General features: G+C 53.3%; 22 protein-coding genes and 2 tRNA genes. 15 read left to right on the plus strand and 9 right to left on the minus strand.

Translation table 11 applies throughout. The features are described 5' to 3' along the window. Positions 1 to 487 precede the first annotated feature (487 nt). Genes wrbA through NXS97_RS05915 form a run of 3 tightly spaced genes read left to right on the plus strand, consistent with a single transcriptional unit; the run spans position 488 to position 2,776 of the window. Positions 488 to 1,087: an NAD(P)H:quinone oxidoreductase gene (gene wrbA / locus NXS97_RS05905; RefSeq protein WP_013025294.1), complete on the plus strand. Its 600-nt coding sequence runs from the start codon at positions 488 to 490 to the stop codon at positions 1,085 to 1,087. A 20-nt stretch (positions 1,088 to 1,107) separates the two neighbouring features. Then, a complete protein-coding gene (locus tag NXS97_RS05910; RefSeq protein ID WP_013025293.1) occupies positions 1,108 to 1,338 on the plus strand; it encodes a YccJ family protein in 231 nt (76 codons plus the stop codon). 55 nt (positions 1,339 to 1,393) lie between these two features. Beyond that, a complete protein-coding gene (locus tag NXS97_RS05915; RefSeq protein ID WP_041930733.1) occupies positions 1,394 to 2,776 on the plus strand; it encodes an NAD-dependent succinate-semialdehyde dehydrogenase in 1,383 nt (460 codons plus the stop codon). A gap of 60 nt (positions 2,777 to 2,836) precedes the next feature. Here the strand turns inward: NXS97_RS05915 and agp are convergent, their stop codons facing one another. The 3 genes from agp to NXS97_RS05930 all read right to left on the minus strand — a co-directional run bounded on the left by agp (position 2,837) and on the right by NXS97_RS05930 (position 4,985). Beyond that, positions 2,837 to 4,474, minus strand: coding sequence for a bifunctional glucose-1-phosphatase/inositol phosphatase (agp, locus tag NXS97_RS05920; protein WP_019106206.1), 1,638 nt, complete (start codon positions 4,472 to 4,474; stop codon positions 2,837 to 2,839). A gap of 263 nt (positions 4,475 to 4,737) precedes the next feature. Continuing rightward, positions 4,738 to 4,825: transfer RNA gene (locus NXS97_RS05925), tRNA-Ser, on the minus strand. Positions 4,826 to 4,897: 72 nt separating this feature from the next. Further along, positions 4,898 to 4,985, minus strand: a tRNA-Ser gene (locus NXS97_RS05930). A 221-nt stretch (positions 4,986 to 5,206) separates the two neighbouring features. Here NXS97_RS05930 and yccA point away from each other — a divergent pair. Beyond that, positions 5,207 to 5,863: an FtsH protease modulator YccA gene (gene yccA, locus NXS97_RS05935; RefSeq protein ID WP_014606165.1), complete on the plus strand. Its 657-nt coding sequence runs from the start codon at positions 5,207 to 5,209 to the stop codon at positions 5,861 to 5,863. 103 nt (positions 5,864 to 5,966) lie between these two features. After that, positions 5,967 to 6,293: a sulfurtransferase TusE gene (tusE, locus tag NXS97_RS05940; protein WP_013025289.1), complete on the plus strand. Its 327-nt coding sequence runs from the start codon at positions 5,967 to 5,969 to the stop codon at positions 6,291 to 6,293. Here tusE and yccX read toward each other — a convergent pair whose 3' ends face one another. Next, on the minus strand, positions 6,294 to 6,572 hold the full coding sequence (gene yccX, locus NXS97_RS05945) for an acylphosphatase (RefSeq protein ID WP_013025288.1): 279 nt from the start codon (positions 6,570 to 6,572) through the stop codon (positions 6,294 to 6,296). It lies immediately after the preceding gene. Positions 6,573 to 6,654: 82 nt separating this feature from the next. On the opposite strand from yccX, the gene rlmI reads away from it, so the two are divergent. Together rlmI and hspQ are read left to right on the plus strand one after the other, a co-directional pair. Continuing rightward, entirely contained in the window at positions 6,655 to 7,845 is a 1,191-nt protein-coding gene (gene rlmI / locus NXS97_RS05950) for a 23S rRNA (cytosine(1962)-C(5))-methyltransferase RlmI (protein ID WP_013025287.1), read from the plus strand. Positions 7,846 to 7,904: 59 nt separating this feature from the next. Then, positions 7,905 to 8,222, plus strand: a complete 318-nt coding sequence (hspQ, locus tag NXS97_RS05955) for a heat shock protein HspQ (protein ID WP_014606167.1) — start codon at positions 7,905 to 7,907, stop codon at positions 8,220 to 8,222. A gap of 33 nt (positions 8,223 to 8,255) precedes the next feature. Here hspQ and NXS97_RS05960 read toward each other — a convergent pair whose 3' ends face one another. Next, on the minus strand, positions 8,256 to 8,669 hold the full coding sequence (locus NXS97_RS05960; protein WP_015700634.1) for a CoA-binding protein: 414 nt from the start codon (positions 8,667 to 8,669) through the stop codon (positions 8,256 to 8,258). Positions 8,670 to 8,836: 167 nt separating this feature from the next. On the opposite strand from NXS97_RS05960, the gene NXS97_RS05965 reads away from it, so the two are divergent. Together NXS97_RS05965 and mgsA are read left to right on the plus strand one after the other, a co-directional pair. After that, positions 8,837 to 9,475, plus strand: coding sequence for a DUF2057 family protein (locus tag NXS97_RS05965; protein ID WP_014593357.1), 639 nt, complete (start codon positions 8,837 to 8,839; stop codon positions 9,473 to 9,475). A 68-nt stretch (positions 9,476 to 9,543) separates the two neighbouring features. Beyond that, entirely contained in the window at positions 9,544 to 10,002 is a 459-nt protein-coding gene (gene mgsA / locus NXS97_RS05970) for a methylglyoxal synthase (protein ID WP_014606169.1), read from the plus strand. Position 10,003: 1 nt separating this feature from the next. Here mgsA and helD read toward each other — a convergent pair whose 3' ends face one another. Further along, positions 10,004 to 12,058: a DNA helicase IV gene (gene helD, locus NXS97_RS05975; RefSeq protein WP_116219564.1), complete on the minus strand. Its 2,055-nt coding sequence runs from the start codon at positions 12,056 to 12,058 to the stop codon at positions 10,004 to 10,006. A gap of 120 nt (positions 12,059 to 12,178) precedes the next feature. Between helD and NXS97_RS05980 the strand changes: the two genes are divergently transcribed. Continuing rightward, positions 12,179 to 12,622: a YccF domain-containing protein gene (locus NXS97_RS05980; protein ID WP_014606171.1), complete on the plus strand. Its 444-nt coding sequence runs from the start codon at positions 12,179 to 12,181 to the stop codon at positions 12,620 to 12,622. Beyond that, on the plus strand, positions 12,603 to 14,750 hold the full coding sequence (yccS, locus tag NXS97_RS05985) for a YccS family putative transporter (RefSeq protein ID WP_015700635.1): 2,148 nt from the start codon (positions 12,603 to 12,605) through the stop codon (positions 14,748 to 14,750). Before NXS97_RS05980 ends, yccS begins: the two co-directional genes overlap by 20 nt. Here the strand turns inward: yccS and NXS97_RS05990 are convergent. Continuing rightward, positions 14,747 to 15,373, minus strand: coding sequence for a TfoX/Sxy family DNA transformation protein (locus NXS97_RS05990; protein ID WP_014593353.1), 627 nt, complete (start codon positions 15,371 to 15,373; stop codon positions 14,747 to 14,749). The two genes, yccS and NXS97_RS05990, sit on opposite strands and share 4 nt — an antisense overlap. A gap of 210 nt (positions 15,374 to 15,583) precedes the next feature. Here NXS97_RS05990 and sulA point away from each other — a divergent pair, with 210 nt between their 5' ends. Both sulA and ompA read left to right on the plus strand, forming a co-directional pair. Next, on the plus strand, positions 15,584 to 16,075 hold the full coding sequence (gene sulA, locus NXS97_RS05995) for an SOS-induced cell division inhibitor SulA (protein ID WP_013025278.1): 492 nt from the start codon (positions 15,584 to 15,586) through the stop codon (positions 16,073 to 16,075). A 351-nt stretch (positions 16,076 to 16,426) separates the two neighbouring features. Beyond that, positions 16,427 to 17,500: a porin OmpA gene (gene ompA, locus NXS97_RS06000; protein WP_015700636.1), complete on the plus strand. Its 1,074-nt coding sequence runs from the start codon at positions 16,427 to 16,429 to the stop codon at positions 17,498 to 17,500. Positions 17,501 to 17,610: 110 nt separating this feature from the next. On the opposite strand, the gene matP is transcribed toward ompA, so the two are convergent. Then, entirely contained in the window at positions 17,611 to 18,081 is a 471-nt protein-coding gene (matP, locus tag NXS97_RS06005; protein WP_014606174.1) for a macrodomain Ter protein MatP, read from the minus strand. A gap of 95 nt (positions 18,082 to 18,176) precedes the next feature. On the opposite strand from matP, the gene NXS97_RS06010 reads away from it, so the two are divergent. Both NXS97_RS06010 and fabA read left to right on the plus strand, forming a co-directional pair. After that, entirely contained in the window at positions 18,177 to 20,003 is a 1,827-nt protein-coding gene (locus NXS97_RS06010) for a Lon protease family protein (RefSeq protein ID WP_013025275.1), read from the plus strand. Between the two features lie 68 nt (positions 20,004 to 20,071). Next, positions 20,072 to 20,590, plus strand: coding sequence for a bifunctional 3-hydroxydecanoyl-ACP dehydratase/trans-2-decenoyl-ACP isomerase (fabA, locus tag NXS97_RS06015; RefSeq protein WP_008925876.1), 519 nt, complete (start codon positions 20,072 to 20,074; stop codon positions 20,588 to 20,590). Between the two features lie 65 nt (positions 20,591 to 20,655). On the opposite strand, the gene rmf is transcribed toward fabA, so the two are convergent. Further along, entirely contained in the window at positions 20,656 to 20,823 is a 168-nt protein-coding gene (gene rmf, locus NXS97_RS06020) for a ribosome modulation factor (RefSeq protein WP_006118662.1), read from the minus strand. Positions 20,824 to 20,874 lie beyond the last annotated feature (51 nt).

Below are 20,874 nucleotides of genomic sequence, written 5' to 3' on the forward strand. Positions count from 1 at the left end.
CGGGTAATGCAATGTCACTCGCCGACGCGCTGACCCTGAAGACGAATAAAACGCGCTGCCGCCATCGGTAATGGGCCACTTTACCTTTCCGCACGAGATGAATCCGGTCAGGCGCGGCATCATGTCTTACCGCTTCTGTTGCACGCCGTAGCATCTTTCATTGCGCCGCCTTTATAAACGGACAGGCTTTGATGAGTCATATTCCAGGAAGGATGCGCGACGACATGTTGCAACCCCCCGAATTAAATAACTTTCAGGCTTTCAGGGCTTTCAGGGCTTTCAGGGCTTTCAGGGCTTTCAGGGCTTTCAGGCAGAAATTTACATTTAGAAACAGAGCAAACGCTAAGAATCGCCCTGGAATTAGAATATTAACCCCAACAAAACCCCATTTTCAGCGTTTTTTAAGCCGTTAGGCCGAGTGCGTGCCAGCAGTTGTTCAAAGCTCTTCTATACTTTTGGGTGTGTTGAATAACCCCCGGAGAGACCAATGGCCAAGATTCTGGTGCTGTACTATTCAATGTATGGACATGTTGAAACCATGGCTAACGCCGTGGCAGAGGGCGCCCGCAAGGTACCGGGTGCGCAGGTAGACGTGATGCGCATTCCTGAGACTATGGACGCTGACCGCTTTGCAGACGTTGGCGGTAAAACGCAACAGTCCGCGCCTGAAGCCACGCCTGAGATATTGCCGCAATACGACGCCATTATTGTCGGCACACCTACCCGTTTCGGTAATATGTCCGGTCAGATGCGTACGTTTTGGGACCGCACAGGCGGCCTGTGGGCATCCGGCGCGCTGTACGGCAAAATCGCCAGCGTCTTTGCCTCAACGGGTACAGGCGGCGGCCAGGAGCAAACCATTACCTCCGTCTGGACCACCCTCGCCCATCACGGCATGGTTATCGTTCCGATCGGCTACGGCACGAAAGAGATGTTTGACATTTCTCAGGTGCGGGGCGGCACGCCTTATGGCGCAACCACGCTGGCAGGAGGAGATGGCTCACGTCAGCCTACGGAAGAAGAATTGATCATCGCCCGTTTTCAGGGTGAACACGTTGCCGGACTGGCAGCAAAACTTAAGGATTAAACGCCCGGAAGGAGATCGTTATGTCGAATAGTCAGGCAAAAGCCCACCATGTTGGCGAATGGGCAAGCTTACGTCACACCTCACCTGAAATTGCCGAGGCCATTTTCGAAGTCGCCAATTATGACGAACGCCTTGCTGAAGAAATCTGGCGGCAACAGGGCAGTGACGACGTATTAATCCGTGCATTTGAAAAAACCAACCAGGATGTCCTTACCTGGGACGACAAAACGGTAGAACGAAAGAACGTTTAGCAGCATGGCGGGCTATCCCGCCATGCTTTTTTTATCGCTGACCAAGGAGCACTCTATGTCTTCCTATCAAAGCATCAACCCTGCAAACAACCAGTTAATGAAAAGCTGGCCTTCCCACGACAGCGCGGCGGTAAGTCATGCGCTGGAAACGGCCGACCGCCTCTATCATTCAGACTGGAGTAAAGGCGACATCCAGCCACGCCTCCAGGTGCTGAAAAAACTGGCTGATCTGATTGATGACCGTGCGGAAGAACTGGCTGCCATTGCCAGTAAAGAAATGGGCAAGCTAATAGGCCAAAGCCGCGGTGAAGTGCAGATCTGTTCCCAGATTGCGCGGTACTATGCCGAGCATGCGGAGCGCATTCTTAAGCCACAACCTTATGACAGTGAACTGGGCGAAGCCTGGGTTGAATATCATCCTATCGGTGTGCTGGTGGCGGTTGAGCCCTGGAACTTCCCGTATTATCAGCTAATGCGCGTGCTGGCACCCAACCTGGCGCTGGGAAACCCTGTACTGGCCAAGCATGCCAACATTGTCCCGCATTGTGCTGACGTATTCGAGAAGTTGGTCAGGGAAGCCGGCGCACCCGAAGGGGCCTGGACTAACCTGTTCATTTCTACCGATCAGGTGGCGGAACTGATTGCCGACGATCGCGTTCAGGGCGTGGCACTGACCGGATCCGAACGTGCCGGAAGTGCTGTCGCAGAACAGGCTGGTAAACATCTGAAAAAATCGACGCTGGAACTGGGCGGCAACGATGTCTTCGTGGTAACTGAGGACGCCGACCTGGATGAAGCCGTACGCCAGGGCGTGCAGGCGCGTCTGAGCAACTGCGGTCAGGTTTGTACGGCCGCTAAGCGCTTTATCCTGAATGAGAAAATTGCGGATACCTTTATCGATAAGTTCAGCGCGGCAATGAATGCCGCAACGTTGGGCGATCCGCTGGATGAAAAAACCACGCTCGGTCCCCTTTCCTCCGCCGACGCACGCGATCGTCTGGTAAAACAGGTTGATGAGGCAGTGGCGAAAGGTGCCCGTCTGATCACCGGCGGTAAAGCCGTGGCAGGCGTGGGCTGCTTCTATCAGCCCACGGTCCTGACCCACATCACGCGCGACAATCCTGCTTACTTTGAGGAGTTCTTTGGCCCCGTCGCGCAAATGTACGTGGTGGCTAACGACGAAGAAGCGGTGGCGCTGGCCAATGATTCGCACTATGGGCTAGGCGGTTCGGTGTGGACACAGGACATTGCGCGTGGCCGCAAGCTGGCATCGGCGATCGAAACCGGCATGGTCTTTATTAACTCGCAAAGCGATACCTCGGCTGAGCTGCCGTTTGGCGGCGTTAAACGTTCGGGCTATGGACGTGAACTGTCCGATCTCGGCATTAAAGAGTTTGCTAACCAGAAGCTGGTGGTCGTTGCAGGCCAGGCCGGTTGATTCCGGCAATAAAAAAACCCCGTCTCGACGGGGTTTTTTCTTTTCAGGTACTGTGCAGGATCAGTTGGCGGTAGCGGGTTGCTTCGCCTCACCGGTTTCAGCTTTGGTCTGCGCATTACTGCCAGGCGCATTGCTGCTGCCAGCCGGGGCCGCACTGCTGTCGGCCTTAGCCTTCTCATCAGCCGCTTTTTGCGCGGCAGCCTTATCTGCTTTGGCCTTTTCGTCTGCGGCTTTCTGCGCAGCCGCCTTGTCAGCATTAGCCTTTTCTTCAGCCGCTTTATCCGCTTTAGCCTTCTCATCAGCCGCTTTTTGCGCGGCGGCTTTGTCGGCGGCCGCCTTATCAGCATCCGCCTTTTGCGCCGCATCGCCCGCCGTGGCCGCTTTCGCATCCTCAGGTTTCGCCGCAGTCGCAGGCTGTGCCGGCTGGGCTTCCGCAGCAGGTTGCAGCGCCGTACCCTGTAGTGCGCTGTTCAGCACTTGGGCAAACTGATCCCAGCTGCAGTATCCGTTAGCGTCTGTCGGGCAACCCGCCAGTTGAAGCGTAACGCGCTTAGGCGGCTTCTTAAGGCTCAGAACCTCTGCATCGCGCAGTTGATCGGCGGTCTGATAAACGTATTCGATTTTAAGCAGATCTTTATTGTTTTTCGCATCGTGCCAGCGTTCAAACACCACCTGACCGCCGATTGGCGTTTTTTCGTAGGTCTCAGGTAAGTCATAAGGCTTAACCTGTAACGCACTCAGCAGTGACGCAATGTTGGAGTCATGCCCGACCATCAGCGTAACTTTAGGTGAGTCTGACTTTTCCTGATCGATCAGCTGGCTGCGAATGTAGTCCACCAGTGGCGCGGCAACATCGCGTGCAACCTCAGGCGTGGTAAACAGCGTGTCCTGATAGCCATTTTTAATGGCGGATAGTGCCTGCCACTGTTCAGGGGTTTTGATTTGTCCCCAGGCGACCTGATCCAGCGGGAAGCCTTCATAATATTGCAGCGTAAAGGCATCCATTAGCGAATTGCCCACTTTTAGTGGCCCGTTCACGCCGGGTTCTTTGCCGTTTTCAACGATAAAGGTGTTCTGGCCATTGCTCAGATCGCACTGCTTTTTGTTATTACAGGCAGGAGAGGATTTGTAGTCAACAATCTTCTCGAGCCGCTGAAAAGCGGGTTTCAGTGACAGCTTTTCGTTGGCAGCGGTCATTCCGGCCAGCGCTTTCTTGATGAATTCTTCGTTCCCGTCTGTAATAACCGGATTAAATACCGGATCCATGCTGCCCATTTCATCCTGGTGAGTCACAGCAATGTCACAGCCCGGGAAGGCACCATTTACGAAGAACTGAGCCGTTGCCACGGTACGCTGCAGGCTGTTGGCGTAGACAAAGACGCTGTTGCTGTCCGGACAAACGCCATTTTTTACCAGCCCCTGCTGAGCAAGCCACTGACGGGTATAGTTACCCATGTACACTTCCAGCACGCCGCCTTTAGTGGTCAGCTGTCCACCCGGCACATCCCACTCCGGCCAGGTTTTTTTGGTGGATTGCGCCAGCACGCTGCCGTTATCCGCAAGCGGTGCACGCAGGTTATGGCGGCTGAACATTAACACCTGCTGTAACTGCATATCGTTGTCAGCGGCCTGTGCCAGCGTTCCAATCGGTAATGCAGCAAGTACCGACAATGCGCAAAGACTCAGTTTCTTGATCATTGTGCCTATTCCATTCATTCAGTAAAAAAACACTCTGGCTATCAACCGATTAGCTCGCATCAGAGCGACGTGGCGAATAGTGTAACTCAGCTTGCCCCTGAAAAGCGCCAGGCAACAGCAAAAACAATTAATGGACTATAGCAGAGATGCCAGATGCCGTTCAAAACCGCGCAGTCCGCTGAAAAGCAGGAAGAATTTTAAACGGGCGTGAGAAGAGAAAACAAAACGAAACAGGCCAGCACACTGTGCTGGCCTGTAAAATGTGGCGGAGGAAGAGAGATTCGAACTCTCGGATGGTTTCCCATCGGCGGTTTTCAAGACCGCTGCCTTAAGCCGCTCGGCCATCCCTCCGGGTTGTAACACTACTGCAAAGGCAAGATGATATTATCCTGTCTTGCCTCTTCATGCCTGGTGGCAATGAAGTGGCGGAGGAGGAGAGATTCGAACTCTCGGATGGTTTCCCATCGGCGGTTTTCAAGACCGCTGCCTTAAGCCGCTCGGCCACCCCTCCGCAATGACGCGCACTATAAACATCCCCTCTGGAGATGTAAAGCCTGCGATAATCCGTTCGCGTGAAAAACAGCCAAATTCGCGTTATTCGTTGGCTAAATCGCCATTCTGCTCAAAGAATTAACACCTTAACGCGTAAAGAAGGGTAAAACGGCTTTTCCCTCTTTATAGGGCTGCGTATTCTCAGAGCATATTTGGTGTTCTGCCTTACAGGAGCGCAACATGGACAGAATAGTTTCTTCATCATCGCGACAGTCATTACTCAGCACGCACAAAGTGCTGCGTAACACCTATTTTCTGCTGGGCCTGACGCTCGCCTTCTCAGCGGTGACCGCCACGGCAAGTACACTTCTGGCATTACCGGCACCCGGTTTAATTTTGATGCTGGTGGGCTTCTACGGTCTGATGTTTCTGACCTATCGCCTGGCTGACAGCCCAATGGGGATTTTAGCCGCCTTCGCCTTTACGGGCTTTTTGGGTTACTGCCTGGGGCCAATCTTAAGTTCTTTCCTGACGGCAGGAATGGGCGATGTGATCGCGTTGGCGTTAGGCGGTACAGCGCTGGTGTTCTTCTGCTGCTCCGCCTATGTGCTGACAACAGGTCGTGACATGTCATTCCTGGGCGGCATGATGATGGCGGGCTTCGTGGTGTTACTGGTGGCCGTTGTGGCTAACCTGTTCCTGCAGTTGCCTGCTCTTCACCTGGCGATTAGCGCCCTGTTTATCCTGTTCTCTGCTGGCGCCATTCTATGGGAAACCAGCAACATTATTCATGGCGGCGAAACTAACTATATTCGTGCCACGGTAAGCCTGTATGTTTCCCTGTATAACATCTTTGTTAGCCTGTTAAGCATCCTGGGTTTTTCCCGCAGCAATTAATCGACGCCGCTGGCGCGATACGAACCCCGCTCAGGCGGGGTTTTTGCTTTTTCTGCGGTGCCATTTTGCTAAACTGCAGCCCGAATGATAATGAGGACGCGTTATGAACTATAAGGGTGACGAAATAGCTGTGGATGCCGAAGGCTATTTGAAAAACCACCAGGACTGGAGCGAGGAGCTGGCACAGCAGATTGCTGACAACGAGGCCATCGTAATGACGGAAGCCCACTGGGAAGTCGTGCGCTTTGTCCGTGACTTTTACCTGGAATTCAATACTTCTCCCGCCGTACGTATGCTGGTGAAGGCGATGGCGAAAAAGTATGGCGAAGAGAAGGGTAACAGCCGCTACCTGTTTCGGCTGTTTCCTGAAGGGCCCGCCAAACAGGCGACAAAAATTGCTGGCCTGCCCAAGCCTGCCAAATGCCTTTGATTAACCGGTGGTGAAACTGCGGGGAAAGTCGCCGGGCTGATGCGGCTCCAGCAGCACCTTTTCCACATGGGCCGTGCGCGGCCCACCGGCTTTTAACCATGCGATTAACGCCTCGACCTGCTCTGCCTCACCGCAGGCGAGCACCTCAACCCGGCCATCATCAAGATTACGCGCATAACCCTGCACACCGAGCGCGTTGGCTTTCGCCTGTGTGCTGTAGCGAAAACCTACGCCCTGCACGGTGCCCTGCACCCAGGCTTTGTAACACATGCTCGCCATGGTTCTCTCCCGCTGTTCGTTGCAATTTGCCGTTATCCACTGGACAATAGCGCCTCATTTTTTCAGGTAAGCATAGCAAACTATGACAGTTCGATTGATTCTCGCCAAGGGACGTGAAAAGTCCCTGCTCCGTCGTCATCCCTGGGTTTTCTCTGGGGCCGTCGCCCGCCTTGAAGGGAAAGCCCAACAAGGGGAAACCATTGATGTTTGTGACAGCAACGGTAAATGGCTGGCGCGTGCCGCTTATTCACCTCAGTCACAAATTCGCGCTCGCGTCTGGAGCTGGCAGCAGGACGAATCTGTCGATATCGCTTTTTTTGTCCGCCGTTTTCAGCAGGCACAAATCTGGCGCGACTGGCTGGCTGCACGCGACGGCCTGGACAGCTATCGTCTGATTGCCGGGGAGTCCGACGGCCTGCCAGGCGTGACTATCGATCGCTTTGGTCAGTTTCTGGTGCTGCAACTGCTGTCTGCCGGCGCGGAGTATCAGCGGCCCGCCATTATCTCCGCCTTGCAGCAGTGTTTTCCGGATTGCGCTATCTACGATCGCTCAGATGTCGCAGTACGTAAAAAAGAAGGTCTGGAACTGACCCAGGGAACCGTAACCGGTGAACAGCCTCCCGCGTTATTGCCGATCACAGAGCACGATATGAAGCTGCTGGTAGATATCCAGGGCGGACATAAAACGGGCTACTACCTTGATCAGCGAGACAGCCGCTATGCCACACGCCGCTATGCCAAAGACGCGCGCGTGCTGAACTGCTTTTCTTATACCGGAGGCTTTGCCGTTTCGGCATTGATCGGCGGCTGTAAAGAAGTGATTAGCGTTGATACGTCGCAGGATGCCCTGGATGTGGCACGTCAAAACGTCGAACTGAACGGTTTAGATCTGTCCCGTGCCCGGTTCCAGCGCGATGACGTCTTTAAGCTACTCCGCCGCTACCGCGATGAGGGTGAGAAATTCGATCTGATCATAATGGATCCGCCCAAATTTGTTGAGAACAAAAGCCAGCTGATGGGCGCCTGCCGTGGCTATAAAGACATTAACATGCTGGCCATTCAGTTGCTGAATCCAGGCGGGATGTTACTGACCTTCTCCTGTTCAGGCTTGATGGCAACAGACCTGTTCCAGAAAATTATTGCGGATGCCGCGCTGGATGCAGGCCGTGACGTCCAGTTCGTTGAGCAATTCCGCCAGGCTGCCGATCATCCTGTGATCGCCACCTACCCCGAAGGTCTTTACCTGAAAGGTTTTGCCTGTCGCGTCATGTAACTTGAAAAAACTGTCTTTGCCCCCATCTCTTATGCAGGACAGTTTTTTCGGAGGTCATCATGATTGCCAGTAAATTTGGTATTGGTCAGCAGGTTCGTCATCGGTTATCCGGCGTGCTGGGTGTGATTGTCGATGTCGATCCTGAATATGCGTTAGATGAGCCACAGCTGGACGAGATCGGGGCAACTGACACGTTGCGCAGCGCGCCCTGGTATCACGTGGTCATGGAAGATGAAGAAGGCAGTCAGGTCCATACCTACGTCGCCGAAATTCAACTTGCCGGTGAAACCAGCCCTGAACATCCAGAGCAACCCTCTATGGATGAACTGGCCGCATCGGTACGTCAGCAGCTCCAGGCACCGCATTTGCGTCACTAACAGTGGGCGGCAATCTGTTTGCCGCCGCTATTGTTATTGCCCCATTCCCAGTCGCGGGATTTCAATTTTCGGGCAGCGATCCATCACGACCGTCATGCCCGCATCCTGCGCCAGCACGGCAGCCTGCTCATTAATCACGCCCAACTGTAACCAGAGCGTATCCGCACAGACCGCAATGGCTTCCTGCGCGACGCCCCATGCCGCTTCCGAATTGCGGAACACATCGACCATGTCAATTTTTCCGGGGACTTCTGCCAGCGAACCATACGCGGTTTGTCCCAGCAGAGTCTGACCTGCAAGCTTAGGACTGACCGGAATCACTTCATAACCCTGATCGAGCAAATACTTCATTACCCCATAGCTGGGGCGTTCGGGGCGATCGCTGGCGCCTACCAACGCAATACGTTTTGTGCGGGTCAATACGTCGCGAATAGTCTGATCATTCATGGGCTTCTCCTTTCTGTCTGCTCTTCATTGTAGTTGAGCCTTTACACACTCGCGGGGCGTTGCAAATACATATTGTGCCGCTTCGCTGGAATAAATATGTATAATTGTAAACTTAATGCCATAATGTAAGAATTTGCTACATCCATTCATTTTTAACCGGAGTCGAAATGAAGCTGTCAATGGCTGTAACGGGGTTCATTGCTCTCCTCGTTTCGGCATCCTGCTCTGCTATTACCCTAAAGCTTGATCCTCAAATCACGTTGCTGGTTTTGGACGGTCGCAAGATCTCCGGCTCACTGCTGAAAGGGGCTGACAGTTTAGAGCTGGATCGGGGTCAACATCAGTTCCTGTTTCGGGTGGAACAACCGCCTGGTGACAGCAAAACCCCTTCTCAGTACTATCAGTCTGTGCCGATGATCGTGACATTCACCGCCGAAGCCAGGAGCATCGCTATCCGCCTGCCTCCGCTCAGCAATTCACGAGAAAGACATAACTTTGACCGTTCACTGGCGTTCAGGCTGGTTGATGAAAAGGGTAAAGAGGTTTTTAGCGTGCGCGATCGCCTGCCGGTTACGGCTGGTGCGGATGTTGAAAAAGCGATGGTCAGTTACAATCGTATGGGCTTAGCGGCTTCGGTGCCTCAGTTCGCCAATCTCACCACCCCTTCCCCATCAGCACAACTTACTGCCGATCTTGCCTGGTCGGTTGAAACTACTACGCCGTCAATTCAGCACTGGTTTCAGCGTTTCGATGAGGCCACTCGTCAACAGTTCATCAATCTGGTCAAAATGCTGCGGGCAAGTTGATAGTGTGAAATGGCGCAGGGTAAACTGCTGCAACGGGCGTTTTTGCTCCTTTGCATCAGGATGCTGTTATGGAATACACCTTACGTACGCTTGGAAAACAAAAACATATCGCGCTGGTCGCTCATGACCACTGCAAAGACTCTCTGCTGGATTGGGTGACGCGTAATCAACCCGCGCTGGAATCTCATATTCTTTATGCGACAGGCACGACAGGCAATCTCATCAATCGTCACACCGGCCTGAACGTAAATGCAATGCTGAGTGGCCCAATGGGCGGAGACCAACAGGTTGGTGCATTTATTGCCGAGGGCAAAATTGATGCGCTAATCTTTTTTTGGGATCCGCTAAATGCGGTTCCTCATGATCCTGACGTCAAAGCGCTGCTTCGTCTGGCGACGGTCTGGAATATCCCGGTCGCCACCAACCGGGCGACCGCCGATTTTATCATTCAGTCGCCGCTGTTTGATCAGCCCGTCGATGTCCGTATTCCGGATTATGCACGTTATCTTGCCGATCGCCTGAAATAACTCAGGCTTTACGCAGCACCGGCACGTCCAGCTCGCGGAAGGTCTCGACAAAGACCGAAGGTTGCTGCTTATCAAACAGCAACCAGACCTGCTGGCGTGCGCGGGTTAACGCAACATAGGCCAGCCGCCGCTCTTCCGCATCCGGAAACGCTTCGGGCTGAGGCAGCAAGCCTTCCTCAATGATGGACTCGCGCTGCGCCGCCGGAAAGCCTTCTTTACCTTGCTGAAGCCCCAGCAGAATGACGTAATCTGCCTGCTGGCCCTTACTGGCATGAATGGTCAGAAAATCGATGTTTAATTTTGGCCAGCGGGTTTTGGCTTTATCCAGCACGTCAGGACGCAAATAGTGGTAACGTGCCAGTATCAGCACCCGCTCGTGGGGTTTTGCGTAGCCACTCAGCTTATTCAGCAACGGCTCCAACTGATCCTGCGGTAACAGGGCAATGGATTTTTTATTGCCCTTAACCAGGCTGTTTAAGGGTTTGCGCAGCTGATGCGGATTCTGCTGGATGAAGCGATTTGCGACTTCACCAATCCGATCGTTAAAGCGATAGGTCGTGTCCAGCACGCAGCGATCGCCCTCACCAAAATAGTGATGAAATGCCGTTGTGAGGCTCATTTCAGCCCCGCTGAAGCGGTAGATCGCCTGCCAGTCATCGCCAACAGCAAACAGCGTAGTGCGCTTGTTTTGCTGGCGCAGGGCGCTGAGCAAGGCTGCACGCTGGGGCGAAATATCCTGAAATTCATCGACCAGAATATGCTTCCATGGGCTGATAAAACGCCCCTTTTCCAGGATCGCTACGGCCTGATGAATCAGCCCTGAAAAATCGACGGCGCCCTCTTCCTTGAGTGCGCTTTTCCAGGCCTTCAGCAGCGGTGCCATCAGCTTGATGCGTTTACTGAACAGCTCACGTAGCGCCTCAGGAACGCCGTCGATCATGGCGGCCTGTGCACCACCGTGCATGCGCATCAGGCTTAACCAGCGTTCAAGCCGCGGTGCCAGACGCTCAGCCAGGCGATCGTCCTGCCAGAAAGGCCCCTCGCCGACCTCCCACGCCAGTTCATCACGCAGCCATTGCCGCCAGCCATTCGCCTGGGCTTTCTTTTCATGGCATTGCTGACGCCAGTTGTCGATCAATAATGCCCGGCGCGCGGCGGCGTCGCTTTCCAGTTTACTGATGACAGGCTGTTTATTACTGCCTTCGCGGATAATGTGCAGGGCCAGAGAATGAAAAGTACGTGCCTGCATATCCGTTGCCTGTAGCCTGCTCTGGATACGGTCGTTCATCTCTTCAGCAGCATGACGGCCAAAGGCTAACAGCAGAATCTGATCGGCGCTGGCGAGTCGGCGTTGTAATAACCAGCCCGCCCGGGCGACCAGCACAGAGGTTTTGCCACTGCCCGCGCCCGCCAGTACCAGCACCGCATCCTCACCGTTTACCACGGCTTCAGCCTGAGATCCGTTAAGCGGCGTGGACTCAACCGTGGCGAAGAAATCCTGATAACGCGTGAGCATCGCAGCAGTCCAGTCGCGGTTACGCTGACGGATTGCGGCCTCGCCCTGTTGCAGCCAGTGTTGGCAAAATGCCCAATTTTCCCGACAGGACTCAAAATCGTTGATGCGTGACAGCGGGAGTGGCAAGGCATCAAACTGCTTGAGAATTTGATCGTTAATCGCCCGCAGCTCACTGCGTTTTAACCAGCGGTCCTGCTCACTGAACCCGTTAATTTCAGCACGAAGGCCCTGCAGAACCGAGGCACACACGTCACTCATCTCATGGCTCCAGTCCTGCCATGCCTGCATCAGATAATGATAAAAACGTTGTGTCTCCTGCCATTCAGTGCCATGCAAACGCACAACCTTATTGTCCGCCAGCAGAAACTCGAGCTCTCCCCAGACCATGCCACGCTTACAGGTAATGTCCGACAACTGGTTAAAGGGAATCAGATATTCGTGTTTATCACCACTGACTTCAACACCAGCGGTCAACAGGCGAACACGATTGTAAGGATGCTGGGCAAGCCGTTTGCCCATGGATGTTGCTTTAAGTTCCACGCCGACACCAACGACCGAGATAAAGAGTAATCGGAGTTTACCTGTCAGACTCTTGACGCTCCAGCCTTAAAACACGCTAAACTGCGACATATCTTGCGGAGTGCAAAAGGAAAAGCGGTTATGCGCACTGTTTTAAATATTCTTAATTTTGTATTGGGTGGCTTCTTCACCACGCTCAGTTGGCTGTTCGCGACACTGATCAGCATTGTGCTGATCTTTACCCTGCCGTTGACGCGTTCATGCTGGGAAATCACCAAACTCTCGTTTCTTCCGTTCGGCAATGAGGCGGTGCACGTGGATGTGCTGCGTCCCGACAGCAAAAGTCACATCATGAACACCGGCGGCACCTTCCTGAATATTTTCTGGCTGATTTTCTTCGGCTGGTGGCTCTGCCTGTCCCACATCTCTGTCGGTATTGTGCAGTGTGTCAGCATCATTGGTATTCCGGTGGGAATCGCGAATTTCAAGATTGCGGCTATTGCACTGTGGCCGGTCGGCCGTCGGGTTGTCTCTGTGGAAGAGGCGCGTGCCGCGCGTGATGCCAATGCCCGCCGCCGCTATTAGTATTCTGTCCGGATGGCGTAAGTATCTTTTTAACAGCACCTGGCGTTACCTGCTGCGGATTCTGTTCGCCTTAACCGGCTGTGCAGCAGTGCCCTGGGTGCTGCAGCAGATTGAATGGACCATTCCCCTCACGCTTGGGGTGGTCGCCGCCGCGCTGGCCGATCTGGATGATCGACTGGCGGGACGTTTAAAAAATCTGCTGATTACCCTGTTGTGTTTTTGCGTTGCGTCGGTTTCAGTGGAACTGCTCTTTCCCCATCCGCTGGCCTTTATTATCGGTTTAGCGATCTCCACCTGGGGTTTTATTTTGCTGGGCGCCCTCGGGCAGCGCTATGCGACCATTGCTTTCGGCGCCTTGCTGATTGCCGTTTACACCATGTTGGGCATCGGACTGTTTTCCCAGTGGTATCTGCAGCCCATCCTGCTGCTGGTCGGCGCGCTCTGGTATAACCTGCTGACGCTGTTGGGCCACGTCATGTTTCCCGTTCGCCCGGTTCAGGAGCAGCTGGCAGCCAGTTTCTCGCAGTTAGCGCAATACCTGGACGCCAAAGCTAACCTGTTTGATCCGGACGCCGATGCGCAGGATGATGCCACGTTTGTTGAGGCGGCAATGGTGAACAGCCAGCTGGTCGCCCAGCTTAATCTGACCAAAACCACACTGCAAAGCCGCTTACGCGGCGACAGGGGCTCACGTGGTACCCGACGCAGTCTGCACTACTATTTTGTTGCTCAGGATATCCACGAACGCGCCAGCTCTTCTCATCTCCAGTATCATTTACTGCGCGGCAACTGGCGCTATAACGAAATTCTGTTCCGCTTTCAGCGCCTGCTGAATATGCAGGCTCAGGCCTGTCGGCAACTGGCCCGGTCTGTTTTACTGCGCGAACGCTGGGAACATGACAGTCGTTTTGAGCGTGTTTTTGAACGCTTACATAATGCGATTCAACGCCTTGAAGATAGCCATCCGGATGCCACGCATACCCGGGCCCTGTTTTGGTTATTACGTAATCTGCAGGCGATTGATGCGCAACTGGCTTCTCTCGAATCTGAGCAGGCACTGGCCGACGATCCGCAGCACAGCGACAACATGCTGTCACGTGAAGAGATCAGCGGCTGGAGCGACATCAAGCTGCGCTTCAGCCGCCACCTGACGCCCTCTTCGGCCCTGTTCCGTCATGCTGTCAGAATGTCAGTGGTAATGTGCACCGGGTACGGATTCATTCAGGTTACCGGTCTGGAACGAGGCTACTGGATTCTGTTAACCAGCTTGTTCGTTTGCCAGCCCAACTACAGCGCGACCCAGCGCAGGCTGGCACTGCGCATCGGCGGCACGCTGGCTGGCATTGCCATTGGGTTGCCTCTGCTGTGGCTGGTGCCCTCAGTAGAAGGCCAGCTGTTTCTGATTGTCGTGACGGGCGTACTCTTCTTTGCTTTCCGCCAGGTGCAATACGCGCATGCCACCTTGTTTATCACCCTGCTGGTTCTGCTCTGTTTTAATCTGCTGGGTGAGGGATTTGAGGTCGCGCTGCCGCGGGTAGTGGACACCTTACTGGGCTGTGCGCTGGCCTGGCTCGCCGTGAGCTTTATCTGGCCTGACTGGCGTTTTCGTCAGCTTCCGGCCGTTGCCACTCGCACGCTTAATGCCAACTGCCGTTATCTTGATGCGATCATGGAGCAGTACCATCAGGGCAAAGACAATCGTCTTGCTTATCGTATTGCGCGACGTGACGCCCACAACGCCGATGCTGAGCTGGCATCGGTGGTATCAAATATGAGCAGCGAACCCCGTACCAGCACTAAGCTCAGGGAGTCGGCATTTCAGTTACTCTGCCTGAATCACTCCTTCCTGAGCTATATCTCCGCTCTGGGCGCTCATCGCGACAAAGTGACCCAACCAGCCCTGCTGGCCCTGCTCGACGATACAGTATGTTATGTTGAAGATGTGCTGCAGACGGATGTCGTCAGCGACAGCCGGGCAGAGAAAATGCGTATTGAGCTGGTGCAGCGCATCGCGCAACTGACCGCCGAGCCCGATCCGCGTGCGCCGCTGGTTTTGCAACAGTTGGGCTTGCTGGTTGCCCTGATGCCCGACATTGCGCGCCTGCGACGCTCGCTGGACAGGCGCTAACGGCCTTTTTCTTTACATTCCGGCGTACTGAGTGCGGCCTGATACCATTCGCCTAACTCGGTTTTAATGGTTTGTGGCAGCGCCGCATGATGATGGCCGGAAATCGCCCCTTCAAGCGCTAATAAGGTTTTAAGGCCGAGGTGTTGATTATTGCGCCGCAGCCTTAACCAGCACTGCCTGGCCCCCGTTTCACGCAGATGTTTGACGGTACAAATACCTATCTCATGCAGCATCATTTCCAGTCGCAGGCTGACGTTTGGTAAGTCTTTTAACCGCACCTTACCCAGCCGCTCATTGTGCTCACGTTGGGCGGTCTGCAGAGACGCAGCAGAAAGGCGAACCAGATGCTCCGGATGCGCCCACAGGCGATCGTCTACCTTAAAATAGTTGAGGCTTACCGCAATACCCCGCTTATGGAATGTCAAGGGTTCCAGCGGCTGCTTTGCCCCATATTCCCGTAATGCTTCACTGGCACGTAAGTAGAGTTCGTCTTCTTTTACCAGCGCAAAAACCACGCGCTCAACAGCCAGTGCGTAGCCACCGAACTGGGTACGGGATTCAATTTTGCCCAGCGGTGCCAACTGCTGTATTGAGCGTAAAATTATCCGCTTCTGTTTCTTCATTTCATCACCTCCTTGTAACAAAAGCCTGCTAAAAATCTTACTATTCAGGAAGTTAGAAGATAATTAAATTCAGTTAGAGGTTCAATGAATAAATCCGTTTAAAGACAAGCTGATGCAAATTTTGCGAGGCGTTTTCAGAAATTCAGGTTGATCTTTATCCAGGATGCCATTACTGTACATCCATACAGTCAACTGCTGAGTGATTAATTTATGCGCACCCAACATACCAGTAATGTATGCTCTGCTCACCGTTACGCTTCGTCCTCTGTTCCGGCTACTCATAAAGGCTGGATTACTGAATTACGCTATAGCGAACAACCCGGAATGATGCAGATGCTGCTGTTACCACTGCTTCAGCAATTAAGCCAGCAGTCTCGCTGGCAGCTGTGGTTAACCCCCGCGCACAAGTTGAGCCGGGTCTGGATGCAGGAAGCCGGTTTGCCACTTGAGAAAAGTATGCATATCGCCGATGCTGAACGTTACAATGCCGTTGAAGCGATGATCAAAGCGCTGCGCACAGGAAATTACAGCGTGGTTTTGGCCTGGATTCCTTATGAATTAGACGTGGACGAACGTCGTGAACTTGAACGTGCAGCAGCGGAAGGAAAGGCGTTGGGACTGATTTTACGCTCGGGTGAAACCCTCAAAACGGCAGTAAGACCAGAAAACTCGCTAAAAATTCAGTCTGATTTGTTTCATTAAGTAAAAAATGAGATTTATCTCAAGCAGTTTTTTATCTCGCTCAAGGCTAAGGCACTGATTCTGCTCCCCCCAGCAATGACAACGGCTTAGCCCCCATTTTGTGGGGTAAGCGCCTCACAGAAGTTCAGGGTAAATTGTTAGAATTTATGTATAAAACACTGTTTTTTTACATAAGTGCCTCACATCACACTTGTAAGTTTCCAATCTCGTTGTAGACTTTATCTCGCCAGGGTGCTCAATAACCTCCGTTTTTTGCGGTAGAGTCATAAGCGAGCGTTTTGACCCGGCGAAGGATTAAACCAAGAGCAACCTTTATGCTCATTGCCTATTTGGATGATAACGAGGCGCAAAATGAAAAAGACAGCTATCGCAATTGCAGTGGCACTGGCTGGCTTCGCTACCGTAGCGCAGGCCGCCCCAAAAGATAACACCTGGTACACCGGTGCTAAACTGGGCTGGTCTCAGTATCACGACACTGGCTACTACGGTCACGGTTACCAAAACAACGACGGTCCAACTCATGAAAGCCAACTGGGCGCAGGCGCGTTCGCTGGTTACCAGGCTAACCCATACCTGGGTTTCGAACTGGGCTATGACTGGTTAGGCCGTATGCCTAATAAAGGCAACCAGGTAAATGGCGCATTCAAAGCACAGGGCATCCAGCTGGCTGCTAAACTGAGCTACCCAATCGCAGACGATCTGGACATCTATACCCGCCTGGGTGGCATGGTATGGCGTGCAGACTCTACTCAGCAGAACCTGGCTACTGGCACTCGCATCAGCGACCACGACACCGGTGTTTCTCCACTGGCAGCCGTTGGTGTTGAATATGCTCTGACCAAAAACTGGGCAACCCGTCTGGATTACCAGTGGGTTAACAACATCGGTGATGCACAGACCGTTGGTGCTCGTCCAGACAACGGCATGCTGAGCCTGGGTGTTTCTTACCGCTTCGGTCAGGATGATGTTGCTGCGCCAGCTCCGGCTCCAGCACCAGCTCCAGCGCCAGTGGTACAGACTAAGCGTTTCACTCTGAAATCAGACGTTCTGTTCACCTTCAACAAATCAACCCTGAAGCCAGAAGGTCAGCAGGCTTTGGATCAGCTGTACAGCCAGCTGAGCTCCATGGATCCTAAAGACGGTTCAGTCGTTGTTCTGGGCTTCACCGATCGCATCGGTTCAGAGCAGTACAACCAGAAACTGTCTGAGAAACGTGCTCAGTCAGTAGTGGATTACCTGGTATCTAAAGGGATCCCTGCTAACAAGATCTCTGCTCGCGGCATGGGTGAATCTAACCCAGTAACTGGCAACACCTGTGACAGCGTGAAAGGTCGTAAGGCCCTGATCGACTGCCTGGCGCCAGACCGTCGTGTAGAAATCGACGTTAAAGGCATCAAAGACGTGGTAACTCAGCCACAGGCTTAAGTTATCCGTTATGAAAAAACCCCGCTTATGCGGGGTTTTTTTTGGCCTGAATTTATCAATGCTGCTCATCCCGTATCGCGGAATCTGAATCCGTAATCTCTCGCGTGAACTCAGGACTCTTTTTCAGACCCTGGATGACCTAATATTGCCTGCAGATCCTGCTTTAACGTTGACATCTGACTGGCATACTTCTCTTTACGTTCGGCATCTTCAATAAGCTGTACGATGGTTTCAGACAGCGTATTGTTACGACGTTGCGCCAGCCCTGCCAGTCGCTGCCAGACCAGATATTCCAGATCGATTGATTTTTTTCGGGTGTGCTGGTGCTCAGCATTGAAGTGACGTTTACGCCGGGCGCGGATAGTTTGCTTAAGCCGGTTATCGAGGTCGGGGTGAATATGCTGGCTGATCCAGTTGTTTATCTCTACCGGATTATTTTCCATCACCAGTAATTTATCCACCGCGGCCTGCGCAGCGCTAAGTTCAAGGTGACGCGTGATCAGTTCACCCTCCCGATGTTTTTTCACCAGGTATTTCCACTTCCATCCACTTTCAAGATTTTCGAGCTGCTGGTATTTCATCGGAATCTCATCGTGATCGCGTAACAAACTAAGAATAACAGCTTTTTTACCGGATGCAGCAACGAAAAACATGCTGCCAGCGTCACAACATCTGAATGAACTCTGCAGTGCTTAAGCAGGGTGAATCCTGTATAATCTCGCTTTTCTCAAAACAGACAAATGCGATTATTTTGACCAGCACTCAACTTACGTGGCAAACCTTACAGCCGGATAGCACGCAATATCAATCCGTTTTCTCCCGAATCGCTGATGAAGAGACCGATGCCCTGGCAACGGTACAGCCCCGACTGCTGAACGCGCTGGCCCACTTACATCATCAAAGTCAGGGTCTTCCCCTGCTGCTGGTTCGCAGCCAGGAAAACCGTGAATACCTTGCGCTGATAGCAGAGGCGGCTCAACGCGTTATGGGTGAGTCATCAACCCTGTCAGGCGGTGACTACCATATTCTGGCCGACAACGTCACGTTGCAACCGCCTACCGACAGCCAGCGCCCTTTTACCAGCCAGGGCGGGATTCACTATGCTGACTGGATCGAGCAGGAGCAGCTGTTTGGCTGCGTGCGGATGCACAAAGATCGGATCCAACTTGAGCCAGGGCTGATCCATCGCGCCAATGGCGGAACGTTAGTCCTTTCACTTCGTGCTTTACTCACTCAGCCGCTGCTGTGGCTGCGTCTGAAAAAGAGCATTGAGCAAGGCTACATCGAGTGGCAATCCCAGGACGAACGTCGTCCCCTGCCGGTTTCCGTGCCTCCGCTCCCGCTCAAGCTTAATCTGGTGCTCTGTGGCGAGCGCGATACGCTGGCCGATTTTCAGGAGCTGGATGCTGAAGCGCATGAAATGGCGATCTACACCGAATTTGAAGAAAATATTCAGATTGTGGATGAAGACGACATGCTCGCATGGTGTCGCTGGACGGTCGATCTGGCCGGGCAGGCTGATATTGCTGCACCCGACGAAGACTTCTGGCCCGAACTCATCAAAGAAGGTGTACGTTACAGCGGCGATCAGGATACGCTTCCGCTCTGCCCTCGCTGGCTGCTGCGCCAGCTGCGCGAGACCGCGCTGATGGGAGAGACGCTCAGTGCTGAAGCGCTGCGTGACGCCCTGGAAGCACGCCTGTGGCGTGAAAACTACCTTAATGAACGTATGCGTGATGAAATCCTGCTACGACAGATTTTGGTTGAAACGGAAGGTGAGGTCGTCGGCCAGATAAACGGCCTGTCCGTTGTGGAATATCCCGGTCATCCGCGCGCCTGGGGCGATCCCTGCCGTATTACCTGTGTGGTGCATCCTGGCGACGGTGAATTCACCGACGTCGAACGCAAAGCGGAGTTAGGCGGCAATATTCATGCGAAAGGCATGATGATTATGCAGGCCTATTTAATTGCTGAACTGGAGCTGGATCAGCAACTGCCCTTTTCCGCTTCGCTGGTATTTGAACAATCCTATTCCGAAGTTGACGGCGACAGTGCATCGCTGGCAGAACTGTGCGCATTAATCAGCGCCCTTGCCGGTGCGCCACTGAATCAGCAGATTGCGGTTACGGGCTCGGTGGATCAGTTTGGTAATGTGCAACCGGTTGGTGGGCTGAATGAGAAGATTGAAGGATTCTTTGATATCTGCCATCAGCGCGAGTTAACCGGTCAGCAGGGTGTCATTATTCCCGCCTGTAACGTTCGTCACCTTAGCCTTAACCAACAGGTGGTGAGCGCGGTGGAAGAAGGACGCTTCCATATCTGGGCGATCGACAGTGCGGATGAAGCGCTGCCGCTGCTTACGGGGAAAATATGGAATACGGAAGACGGCGAAGGCGAATGCCTGCTGCGCACCATTCAGGAGCGCATCAGTCAGATGAATCAGCCTGAGCCCTCACCGCGATCCTGGCCGCTGCGCTGGCTTAACTGGTTTAACCACCGCTAATCCTGTTTGCTCAGCGTACAACTGTTCGCTAATATTCGTGATTCACTAAAAGAAGGCATATTAAGAACATGGTAGATAAACGCGAATCCTATACCAAAGAAGACCTGATTCTGTCCGGTCGCGGTGAACTGTTCGGCGAAAATGGTCCGCCGCTTCCATCCGGCAATATGCTGATGATGGACCGCGTGGTCAAAATGACCGAAGACGGTGGTAAATACGATAAAGGCTTCGTAGAAGCTGAACTGGATATCAATCCGGACCTGTGGTTCTTTGGTTGCCACTTTATTGGCGATCCGGTGATGCCCGGCTGCCTGGGTCTTGATGCAATGTGGCAGTTGGTTGGCTTCTATCTCGGCTGGTTGGGCGGCGAAGGCAAAGGCCGTGCGCTGGGTGTGGGCGAGGTTAAATTCACTGGCCAGGTTCTGCCAGAGGCGAAAAAAGTCACCTACCGTATTCACTTCAAGCGTGTGATCAACCGTAAACTGGTGATGGGCGTTGCAGATGGTGAAGTGCTGGTTGACGGTAATCTGATTTACACCGCCAGCGATTTAAAAGTCGGTCTGTTTAAAGATACCGCAGCGTTCTAATCGTTCCTCAGAAACGAAAACCTCCGCTTAGTGCGGAGGTTATATCCCTTTTCAGTGACATCCGGCTAAGCAGCAGCCGACCTGTCCTCCATGGCTTGTCGCCAACCTCCCAACCAGTGAGACTTAGCATCTATCATTTGATACGGACACATCTCTTTAGAGCGTCCTGTAATACCTGCTTGATAACCACGTGAATGGGCGCGCTCAAGGCGGTCTCGTTTCTGTCTCTTCATACTCCGTGTCCCTCATGTAAGGTCTGTGGAATCTGGTGGAAAGAAAAAGGT

Source organism: Pantoea sp. B623, assembly GCF_024814475.1.
GTDB classification, from domain to species: domain Bacteria; phylum Pseudomonadota; class Gammaproteobacteria; order Enterobacterales; family Enterobacteriaceae; genus Pantoea; species Pantoea ananatis.